Annotated in this window: 7 protein-coding genes; 4 read left to right on the top strand and 3 right to left on the bottom strand. The window is 69.8% G+C overall.

Features of this window, described 5'->3' with window-relative positions; genetic code table 11:
- Window positions 1–1,234 (top strand): hypothetical protein (locus ABZ845_RS11985; protein WP_360976725.1); only part of this gene is annotated, 1,234 nt, incomplete at its 5' end.
- 60 nt (window positions 1,235–1,294) lie between these two features.
- On the opposite strand, the gene ABZ845_RS11980 is transcribed toward ABZ845_RS11985, so the two are convergent.
- The gene (locus tag ABZ845_RS11980) at window positions 1,295–1,801 is read right to left on the bottom strand and encodes a hypothetical protein (protein WP_360976722.1); all 507 of its coding nucleotides are present in this window, start codon (window positions 1,799–1,801) and stop codon (window positions 1,295–1,297) included.
- 359 nt (window positions 1,802–2,160) lie between these two features.
- Here ABZ845_RS11980 and ABZ845_RS11975 point away from each other — a divergent pair, with 359 nt between their 5' ends.
- Window positions 2,161–3,060 carry a hypothetical protein gene (locus ABZ845_RS11975; protein WP_360976719.1) on the top strand — a complete coding sequence of 300 codons (900 nt, stop codon included), beginning with the start codon at window positions 2,161–2,163 and terminating at the stop codon, window positions 3,058–3,060.
- Window positions 3,061–3,099: 39 nt separating this feature from the next.
- Complete coding sequence (locus ABZ845_RS11970; protein WP_360976716.1) at window positions 3,100–4,266, top strand: beta-ketoacyl-ACP synthase III; 1,167 nt, start codon at window positions 3,100–3,102, stop codon at window positions 4,264–4,266.
- 114 nt (window positions 4,267–4,380) lie between these two features.
- Here ABZ845_RS11970 and ABZ845_RS11965 read toward each other — a convergent pair whose 3' ends face one another.
- Both ABZ845_RS11965 and ABZ845_RS11960 read right to left on the bottom strand, forming a co-directional pair.
- Window positions 4,381–6,108 carry an FAD-dependent monooxygenase gene (locus tag ABZ845_RS11965; protein ID WP_360976713.1) on the bottom strand — a complete coding sequence of 576 codons (1,728 nt, stop codon included), beginning with the start codon at window positions 6,106–6,108 and terminating at the stop codon, window positions 4,381–4,383.
- 93 nt (window positions 6,109–6,201) lie between these two features.
- Window positions 6,202–7,815, bottom strand: coding sequence for an MFS transporter (locus ABZ845_RS11960; protein ID WP_360976710.1), 1,614 nt, complete (start codon window positions 7,813–7,815; stop codon window positions 6,202–6,204).
- 321 nt (window positions 7,816–8,136) lie between these two features.
- Between ABZ845_RS11960 and ABZ845_RS11955 the strand changes: the two genes are divergently transcribed.
- A complete protein-coding gene (locus ABZ845_RS11955; protein ID WP_360976707.1) occupies window positions 8,137–9,540 on the top strand; it encodes a right-handed parallel beta-helix repeat-containing protein in 1,404 nt (467 codons plus the stop codon).
- The last annotated feature ends 103 nt before the right edge of the window (window positions 9,541–9,643 follow it).

The following is a 9,643-nucleotide window of genomic DNA, read 5'->3' as shown; positions in this document are numbered from 1 at the left end:
GGGTGATGGCACGACCACCAGCCGGGTCACGCCGGTTCGGGTGTGCGCGCCTGGTCAGACGGCCCCCTGTACCCGATTCCTGACCGACGTGGTGGGCATCGCCGCAGGCACCGGCCGCAGCCTGGCGCTGCGCAAGGACGGCACAGTCCTCGCCTGGGGAGACAATGGATTCGGTGAGCTGGGTGATGGCACGACCACCAGCCGGGTCACGCCGGTTCGGGTGTGCGCGCCTGGTCAGACGGCCCCCTGTACCCGATTCCTGACCGACGTGGTGGGCGTCGCCGCGGGCACCAACCACAGCCTGGCGCTGCGCAAGGACGGCACAGTCCTCGCCTGGGGAAACAACGGCGGCGGTGAACTGGGCGACGGCACCTTCACCAACCGGGTCACGCCGGTTCGGGTGTGCGCGCCCGGTCAGATGGCCCCTTGCACCCGATTCCTCACCGACGTACGCACCATCGCCGCACGCGGCGGCCACAGCCTGGCGCTGCGCAAGGACGACACCGTCCTCGCCTGGGGAACCAATGGTTTCGGTCAGCTCGGTGATGGCACGACCACCAACCGGCGCACGCCGGTTCGGGTGTGCGCGCCCGGCCAGACGGCCCCCTGCACCCGATTCCTCACCAGCGTGCACGCCATCGACGCAGGCCGCACCCACAGCCTGGCGCTGGTCAAGGACGGCGCCGCTCTCGCCTGGGGAGAAAACACCTTCGGTGAGCTGGGTGATGGCACGACCACCAACCGGCGCACGCCGGTTCGGGTGTGCGCGCCCGGCCAAACGGCACCTTGCACCCGATTCCTCACCGGCGTGCACGCCATCGCCGCAGGCCGCACCCACAGCCTGGCGCTGGGCAAGGACGGCGCCGCTCTCGCCTGGGGAAACAACGGCATCGGTCAGCTCGGTGACGGCACCACCACCAACCGGGTCACGCCGGTTCGGGTGTGCGCGCCTGGTCAGACGGCCCCCTGCACCCGATTCCTCACCGATGTACGCACCATCACCGCAGGCGGACGCCACAGCCTGGCGCTGGGCAAGGACGCCGCCCTCGCCTGGGGAAACAACGGTTTCGGTCAGCTGGGTGACGGCACGACCACCAACCGGCGCACGCCGGTTCCGGTGTGCGCACCGGGCCAGACGGCTCCCTGTACCCGATTCCTCACGGACGTGCACGCCATCGACGCAGGCGGACAGCACAGCCTGGCCCTGGTTGACGATCAGCGCCCCCGGCGCTAGGGCCAGGCCATGCCAGGCCATGCCAGGCCGGGCCGGGCCGGGCCCTAGGCTGTTCATGGGTTATTGGCACCGGACGTACATCGGGCCGGCGCCGTACGACCCGTTGGAGAAGTTCCACGTCGCCGTACGGCCGGAACACCAGTAGCCATTGGCGGAGAAATTGAACGACCCGTAGTAGGTGCGGGTGCTGCTCGGGCGGCTGTAGATCGAGATCGGACCAGCGTCCCACCAGGCGGTTCCGTCGCTGACGATGGTCGGCTTGGACGGGCCCGTGGCGTAGGTTCCGCCCGGGTAGGTGTTCGCCACGAGGATTTGCCCGCTAGCGTTCGTATAGCGGGTGTTCCAGAGGTGGATCTCGGTGTACACCACTGCTGGGCTGGGGCAGTTGTTCCACGCCAGATAGAAGTTGCCGATGCTCTGGCTGCCCGCGGTGATGGTCTGGACCGGACCGAGCGCTGACTTGCCGCAGGCGTGGGCCTGCGTCGCGCCGAGTGTGGCGATCGTCAGGCTGGACGCGGCGAGGCCGAGTGCGACCAGGCTCGCGCGTAAGCGGTTGCGTAGCTTCATCTGTTGCTTCCCCCTCGAACAACGATGTGTGCGCCGGGAGCTCGAGCCATGGTTTCACCGGGCCCACACAACTCCCAGACCGATCCGGCCTCTCGAATCGTCAAGTCTCGTCGTCGGCCAACAGAGTGTTGTTCGCCTGCGCGACCAGCATCAACAGGAGGGGATCACCCGCCTCCGCCGACGACTGTCGGGCAACCGGCAAGGGCGCCGGCGGTCCGACTCTGACACGCCCGCTATCGGGTGATTGCGCCGTTGGGGGGACACCTGGCGACTATCTAGTCGGTCGTGATCTTTGTCTGTGAGCGGCGCTGTCGCGCCGCCGCCGTGCTCTCCCCATCCGTCCGTTCATGGAGGGCGGCGTGAAGCGTGTTCTTGTCGTCTACTACTCGCAATCCGGTGACGTCCGAAACGCCCTCGAAGCGCTCACCGTTCCCCTGCAGGCGCCTGATGTGGAGATCTGCTGGCTGCCGATCGACACGGCGCCCCCCTACTCCTTTCCTTGGGGGGCGCGGGAGTTCTTCGACTGCATGCCGGAGTCCCTCAACGGCGAGCCCCCGCCACTCGCCCCTGTCGCACTGGACCCGGGCGAACGCTTCGACCTCGTCATCCTCGGCTGGCAGGTGTGGTTCCTGTCGCCGTCGCTGCCGATCCAGGCGTTTCTCACCGCGCCCGAGGCCGAAGTCCTGCGTGGCGCACGTGTGGTGAGCGTGACGTGCTGTCGCCGGATGTGGCAGCGCGCCTATGCCAGGGCCCGCGCCCTCATCGAGCGCGCCGGTGGTCAGCACACCGACAGCATCGTCCTGACGCACCAGGGTGGTTCGCTGGCCGGATACATCACCGCGCCGCTGCTGATGATCACCGGACGTCGGGACAGGAGGATCCTGCTGCCCGCCGCCGGGGTCGCGCGCGGCGACATCGACGCGCTCGGCCGCGTCGGCGAGCGGCTGCTCGCAACCCGGGACCGCTGGGCCGAACCCGAGCCCGCCTCCCTGCTGTCCGACGTCGCGCCGGTCAGTCTCGACGTCGGCTCGTTGCTGCCGGAGGCGGCCGTCGTGCCGCCCATGGAAGCGATCGCCCGGCTGGCCCGGCGATGCGGCACACCCGGAAGTCTCGCGCGTCAGCCGGTGATCGGGCTCTTCGTCCTGATGCTCGTGACCTGGCTGCCCGTCGTACTGCTCGCGTCGGCGCTGCTGACGCCGGTGCTGCGCGTCGTCTTCGCGCGTCGCCTCAGCCGTTACGTACGCGGTCTGCGGCCGTAGCCCCTGCCCTGCACAACCACCGAGAGGATCCCAGAACCCATGCCCGCGTACATTTCCGGAGCTGGCGTCGTATTGCCCAACGAGCCCGTCGACAACAGCCGAATCGAGGACGTGCTCGGCCGGATCGGCGGCGTCCGGTCGCGCACCAAGGCGATGGTGCTGCGCAACAACGGCATCAAGACCCGTCATTACGCCATTGACCCGGTGACCGGCGAAGCGACCCACACCAACGCCCAGTTGACGATCGAGGCGGTCCACGAGCTGTGCAGGCGTACAGGTTTCCAGCTGGCCGACCTGGAGACACTGTCCTGCGGCACGACCATGCCCGACCAGTTGCTGCCGAACCACGCCGTGATGGTGCACGCGGATCTGGGCGCGCCGCCGTGCGAGGCGGTGAGCACGGCAGGAGTGTGCATGTCCGGCCTGACCGCGTTCAAGTACGCCTACCTCAGCGTGCTGTCCGGCGCGAGCAGGAACGCCATTGCGACCGCTTCGGAGACGGCCTCGGCGGGGCTGCGGGCGCGGTACTTCGCGTTCGACCACCGGCCTGCCGACGCGGACGAGGACGCGTCGGTGGGCCGCCTGGACGCCAGCCCGGTGGTCGCTCTGGAGGCCGACTTCCTGCGCTGGATGCTGTCCGACGGCGCTGCCGCCGTCCTGGTCAGCGATGAGCCCCGGGGCGCGTCGGTGTCGTTGCGCGTCGACTGGGTCGAGACCATCTCGATGGCGCACCTCGCCGACCCCTGCATGTACGTGGGTGCGGAGAAGGGGAAGGACGGGTCGTTCACCGGCTGGCGGCAGAAGGGGACACCCCGCGACGCGCTGGAGGCCGGGCACTTCTTCATCAAGCAGGACGCGCGGCAGCTCGGCGAGCTGATCATGAAACTGCTCGCCGAGAGCATCACGGTCCTGAAGGAGCGGCGGGACATCAGCGGCGAGGACTACGACTGGTTCCTGCCGCACTACTCATCGGCGTACTTCCGGCAGCCGGTCATGGACACCTTCCGCGAGTGCGGGCTCGGTGTCCCGGAGGAGAAGTGGTTCACCAACCTCGAGTACAAGGGCAACACCGGCTCGGCGTCGGTGTTCATCATGCTTGAGGAACTGCTCAACGGCGGACGCTTCGAGCCAGGGCAGAAGGTGCTGTGCTGGGTGCCGGAGAGCGGCCGGTTCTCCTACGGCTTCATGCAGCTGACCGTGGTCTAGTGCTGTGACCGGAAAGGTCCACCGGCTCGCGACGTCAAACCTTTCCGGTCACAGCACTGGCAACTGCGGGTGGTGCCCCGGCGGCCGTCCACCGGCCGCCGGGGCACCGACGGTTCAGCCGACCGTGAGCGGCGACGTCTCCCGTGCGAGGATCTGGGCCACGGCCGCGCACAGCACGCCGGTCGCATCGCCGGGTTCGTCCGCGTGCCGCATACCGACGTGGCCGTCGGGACGGATGAGGACGCAGCCGGCGGCCCCGACGCCGTACAGCGCGGCCCACTCGCCGTCCTTGTCGGTCCACGGGCAGTCCGGGCCGACACGCAGGACGGCCACATCGATCTCGTACCTCTCGCGGACCACGGCGGCGGCGCCCTCCCAGGCGTCGCCGCGCGGCCCGGCCAGGACCGCGAACCCGTCGCCGGTCGCGTCCACCAGGGCCACATGGTCGCCGTCGGGCCCGGTCAGCCACAGATGCGGCGCCCGGGCGCCGGGGCGCGCGGTGGGGCGGTAGACCGACACACTCGACACCGGCGCCTCGGTGCCGTCGTCCACGATGGCCGCGGACTCGTAGAGGTAGCCGAACGTCTGGCCGTTGAACAATGCCTGGTCGCGTTGCGCCGGGATGGCGGCGGCGATCGCGGCCCGCAGTACCTCGCCCTCGGCGGACTCCTCGTCCTCCACCGCGCGCAGCGACTCCGGGTCGGCGAGCAAAGCGCCCGTGGGCGCCAGCCCCTCCGCATTGGCCTTGCTCTGGAGGGCGTTGGTGACGGCCACCGGACGGCGTTCGCTCTCGTAGGTGTCGAGCAGCCCCTCACCGGCCGTGCCGCGCAGCACGTGGGCGAGTTTCCAGGCGAGGTTGTGGGCGTCCTGGATACCGGTGTTCATGCCGAAGCCTCCGGTGGGCGGGAACCGGTGGGCGGCGTCCCCGGCGAGGAAGACCCGACGGTCGCGGAAACGGTGCGCGATCGCGGTCTCCATGCGCCACGGGAAGACGCCGTGGACCCGGACGTCGAGCCCGGGCGCGCCCACCGCGTCGCGGACGATCCGCGCGCAGCGTTCCCCGGTGAAGTCGGTCGGCATGTTGCGCGTGGGGTCGTAGCCGAACAGATAGGTCCAGCGGTGGCGGCCGTCCAGCGCGATGAACACGCCCTGGGTGTCCGGGTTGACGATCCACCACAGCAGAAACGGCCGCTCGCTCTGGTAGTCGGCGAGGTCGGCGGTGAAGTGAACGCCGATCATGTGCGCGGTCGCCTGGAACTCGTCGTTGGCGATGCCCAGGTGCCGCCGGATCGTGCTGCGGGCCCCGTCGGCCGCGATGACGTACGCCGAGCGGAAGAGGCGCTCGCCGCCGTCCCGTACCACGCGGGCGCGGGTGGTGACGCCCTCACCGTCCTGGTCGGCGGTCAGGACTTCGGTCGAGAACTCCACGGTGACGTTGGAACTCGCCGTCGCCGCCTTCAGGAGCAGTGGTTCCAGCACGTCCTGCGGGCACGAACGCAGGATCTCGCTGGAGTCGTTCAGCGCGGCGTGCAGGGCCTGGGGGTCGTCGTCGACCATGAGCCGCCCCAGTTCGCGCCCGGCCATGCGCGTCATCCACCCCATGCCGAGGCCGCGGTCGGGCGGGAGCGCGGCCTCGGCGACAGCGGCGGACAGCCCCCACTGCCGCAGGATCTCCATGGACCTGGCGTTGACGACGTGAGCCTTGGGATGGGTCGCGGTGCCAGTGTGCCGGGCCACGACGTGGGTTCTGATCCCCGCCCGGCCCAGCAGGATCGCGCAGGCGAGCCCGGTCGGGCCCGCGCCGACGACGAGGACGTCGATCTGTCCGGTTGAGGTGGTCATCGAGGAACTCCCAGGGTGGGGCTTGAGAACGAAAGACGCCTTGGTGCCGCAGCGGGCAACCTCTTTGACGGGCCAACGTTGCCTGTCGCGGCACTAATCGGCGGACCGCCGGGTCCGCCCCGGGGCGCGGACAAGGGAGCAGGCCGCGACCGCGACGACGACCGCTGCCGAGAGCAACGCAGCGGACATGCCGCGCATGAACGCCTCGCGCACCCCGGTGGCCAGAGCCGCGCCCTGCTGCCCGGCGTGCCCGGCGACGTGGAGACCGCCCGCCGGTGACTGGCGCACGGCCTCGGCGGCATCCCGCGGCAGGCGCGAGACCGCCTCCGGAAGGGACGCGCGGTATCGATTGCCGAACACCGACCCCATCAGCGCGATGCCGACCGCCGCCCCGACCTCGCGCGTGACGTCGTTCACCGCCGAGGCGACGCCCTGTTTGTCGCGTGTGAGCGAGCCGGTGATGGCCGACGTGCCGACCGCGCCCGTCATCCCGACGCCGAGCCCCGCCACAAGAAGGCAGGCGAGGAACGGCAGGTAGCCCGATCCAGCGTCCAGTGACGCCATCGCGACGAGCCCGCACCCGAGCAGCAGCAGGCCGGTGACCATGACCGCGCGCGCGCCGAAGCGCGCGGCCAGACGCGGCGTCGTCTGTGACACCGGCACGACCACCAAGCCGATCGGCAGCAGCGCCAGGCCCGCCTTCAGCGGACGGTAGCCCAGCACGAGCTGCACGTATTGCAACCCCACGAAGTAGAACCCGAATACCGCGAGGAACTGCGCAGCGATCGTCACCGACCCCGCGCGGAACCCAGGGATGCGGAACAACTGCGGATCGAGCAGGGGGTCGTCGGTGCGCAGGCCGAGGACGACATAGGCGACAGCGGCCGACACCGAGACCGCTACGGCCGCGACCACCGGCGGCTCGCCCCACCCCACGTCGTTGCCCTCGATGAGCGCGAAGACGAGCGCGCCCGGCGCGATCGCGGTGCACACGGCCCCGGCAGCGTCGAAACGCCCGGGACGCGCCTCCCGGGTCTCCGGAGCGAACAGCACCGCCACGACGCCCGTGACGAGAGCGGCGGCTGCCGCCGCGGTGAAGATCGACCGCCACGAAGACCACTCGAGCAACACGCCCGACGCGAGCAAGCCGAGAGCGACGCCCGCGGCCGCGCACCCGGCCCACGCGGCCACACCACGCGCCCGCTGGTCGGGAGGCAGCACGGCCGTCATCGTCGACAGCGTCCCGGGCATCATCATGGCCGCGCCCAGACCCATGACCGCGCGCCACGCCACGAGTTCGGCACTCCCCGAGGCGAACGACGCAGTGAGAGCCGCCGCCCCGAACACCGCCGTGCCCGCGACCAGTACCGCGCGGCGGCCGTAGCGGTCACCGAGGGCGCCGAGCGGCAGTACGAGGCCCGCGAGCACCACCGTGTAGCCGTCGACGATCCACGTCAACGACGTGGTGGAGGCGCCGAGGTCGAGCGCCAGCTGGGGCAGCGCCAGATTGAGGGCCGACATGGACGACGCGACGAGGATCAGCGCGAGGCACATGGCGCCCATCGCGCCGCGCGGCTTCGCGTACACGGGGTGCGCATTCCCGGGGCGCGACCCGGCCTGCGTGCCCACCGTGACGGTAGCTCCCCCGACAGGGGTGACGGGCGGCGGCACCTGGCCGGTCGGACTGTTGGGGGGATGCTCGTGCACTGTCGCTTCTTCTCCAGTCCAACCCAAAGTAATTGTTCGACTACCCATCGTAGTCGATGGTGGGTGTCTGGTGCGACGCTGTGATCGGGCGGGTTCGTCCGTGGGGCCGAACGAACCCGCCGCTCACGCCGGCAGGGCGTGAGCCGGCCGGATCCGCTCTTCCTGTGGGGACTTCACGAGCCCCACACGGTCGCATGGGCTGACCGGATGGCAGTTCGACGAGCTAACGGAATGTCAGCTTTCGTGCATAAATATGCCGGTTAGCTTGGAGTCGCCGATCCGCGAGGGCGGGTCGGGCGAGCCAGTGGAGGAGTGCGAGCGATGGGTCGGCGGAGTACGCATGCAGGGGCGGCCGTGGCGGCGGGGGTGTTGCTGGCGGGTGTGGTGTCGGCGGCTCCGGCGTACGCAATCACGAACGTGGGGTGTTCGACGGCGCAGCTGATCGCGGCGATCAACGCGTCGAACGGAATGGTGGGGGGCGACACCCTCGCCCTGACCTCGTACTGCGTCTACACGCTGGCCGACTCGGACGGCACCCTCCCCACCATCACCCAGCCCTTGACCATCCAGGGCAACCACGCCACGATCCGCCGCGACCCGGCGGCCGCCACCCAGTTCGGGATCTTCGAGGTCGGGGGGGTAGCCCTGACCATGGACACCCTGACCGTGATGAACGGCAGCGCCTCGGCCACCGGCGCCGGTGGCGTCGATCTCGGAACCACTGACGGATCTCTGAGCGCCACCAACGTGAACTTCCAGGGCAACGCAGCCGACGACCCCGGCAAGGCCGGTGCGATCAACGCCGCCAGCGGTACGACGCTCTCCCTCACCGGCGGCACGGTCAACGACAACCGCAACGGCAGCGGCCCCGCCGGCATCTACGCTCAGGGGACGACCGGCGTCACTTTGTCCAAGGTGACCCTGTCCCGCAACCGGTCGGGGGCGTACGGGGGCGGCATCATCATCGACACCTCGCAGCCTGCGGCCATCTTGAACAGCACCATCGACTACAACACCGCGAAGTCCGCGGGCGGCGGCCTCTATTTCACCGGCTCAAACATGCTGACCGTGATCGGCACCACGATCGCTGACAATCGGGTCACCAACAGTGTGGAAGGCGGGGGCGGCGTTCTGGCCGACTCCACCGGCAACGGGTCGGTCACGTTCCAGAACGTCAGGATCAGCGGCAACACGGTCACCGGGTTCGACACGCCCACGGGCCTCAACCACTTCGGCGGCGGCATCTTCCTGGAGCACGGTCAGTTCACCCTGGACAGCAGCAAGGTCACGGGCAACCGGATCATCGGCGCCGACGGTCGCGGCGCGGGCATCGCGATGCAGCCGGAGAGTTCGGGGTCGAACATCCTGTCGGTGCAAAGTGGCACCACGGTCACTGGAAACCTGGCCTCCGGCCGATACTCCAAGGGCGGCGGGATCTACGTGGACAAGAACAACCTCAATGCGTCCCTGTCAGTGTCCGGCTCCCATGTCGACGCCAACAAGGTCACCGGCACCGGAGCCGTGTCGGGCGGCATCTACAACATCGGCGGCTCGGTCGGCCTCTTCTCCTCCAGCGTGAACAACAACATCGCGCCCATCGCCCCCGCCCCGGGCGGCGTCTGGACCGACACCCAGTTCAGCAACGTCTTCCTGTCGACCATCAGCGGGAACACCCCCACCAACTGCCTGCTGAGCCCCGTCATCCCCTTCGGCTGCGTCGGCTGACGCGCGACCACCACAGAAGGGCGAGGGTGAAGCCCGGCGGCGGCTCGGCGCTCCGGCGCGCATGCCCGCCATGGCGGCGGGTACTCCCTCTCCCGTACGGGGG

Source organism: Streptomyces sp. NPDC047022 (assembly GCF_040644155.1).
Lineage (GTDB): Bacteria > Actinomycetota > Actinomycetes > Streptomycetales > Streptomycetaceae > Streptomyces.
Note: the sequence above shows the minus strand (reverse complement) of the source record. Positions and strands in the feature narration are given on the sequence as shown.

Coding starts and splice junctions, on each gene's coding strand:
- ABZ845_RS11980 (WP_360976722.1), bottom strand. CDS start 1,801: ATGAAGCTACGCAACCGCTTACGCGCGAGCCTGGTCGCACTCGGCCTC.
- ABZ845_RS11955 (WP_360976707.1), top strand. CDS start 8,137: ATGGGTCGGCGGAGTACGCATGCAGGGGCGGCCGTGGCGGCGGGGGTG.
- ABZ845_RS11970 (WP_360976716.1), top strand. CDS start 3,100: ATGCCCGCGTACATTTCCGGAGCTGGCGTCGTATTGCCCAACGAGCCC.
- ABZ845_RS11965 (WP_360976713.1), bottom strand. CDS start 6,108: ATGACCACCTCAACCGGACAGATCGACGTCCTCGTCGTCGGCGCGGGC.